This window comes from Zoogloea sp. (genome assembly GCF_023150065.1).
Classification (GTDB): Bacteria; Pseudomonadota; Gammaproteobacteria; order Burkholderiales; family Rhodocyclaceae; genus Zoogloea.
The window spans coordinates 1-628 of record NZ_JAKLLN010000149.1 but is presented as its reverse complement, the minus strand read 5'-3'; the positions used below and the strand labels follow the sequence as shown (position 1 = coordinate 628).

Genomic DNA, 628 nt, shown 5'->3' with positions numbered 1-628 from the left:
CTGGGCCTGGATCGGGGTGGGGGTGGTGTAGCCGGTTTCGGCGATGGCTTGCTGAATGGGGGCGCTGAGGGCCAGATCGGCAAAGCCGATCGTCCCTGCCGCTTGCGCGGCGGGCTGGGGTTGGGTCATTGGATTGTGTGCTCCTGCGACGGCCTGACCGCTTGAGATGAGCGGCACCAATCGGGGCGGGCGCAACGAGTGTTCGTGATCGCGTTTGGATCGGACGAAACGAATGATGGGAGGCCGGTACGCTGATTGGTTGGCGTACGGACGGCGGATTGTACGGCTTTGGCGGGGCTTGTGTTGACTTTTTTTGCGCTTTGATATGGCGCGGCGTGGAGTGTTTCCTCCCCGCCGCGCCATCTGCGTTGCCGGCCGGTCAGACCGGCAGGCTGTCGTCGAAGACCTGGTTCCAGAGGGCACGCACGCCGGCGGCCATGTCGGCGACGAGATCGGGATCGACCCGCGAGGCCTGGTTGTTGAGGCGCAGGCCGTGCTGCAGGCGGCGGTACTCGCGGTAGCTGTCGGCGGCGACGGCGGCTTGATCTGCGGGGATCAGGCCCAGCTCGCCGGCCATCCCGAGCAGCGCGATGTTGCCCAGGTTGCCGGTGAGGCTGGGGTGGGCGTG

1 protein-coding gene is annotated in these 628 nt (G+C 66.9%); it reads right to left on the bottom strand.

From position 1 onward, the window contains the following. Positions 1-379: 379 nt before the first annotated feature. The coding region (locus L6Q67_RS23965; RefSeq protein WP_296576153.1) for a hypothetical protein at positions 380-628 on the bottom strand (249 nt) is incomplete at its 5' end.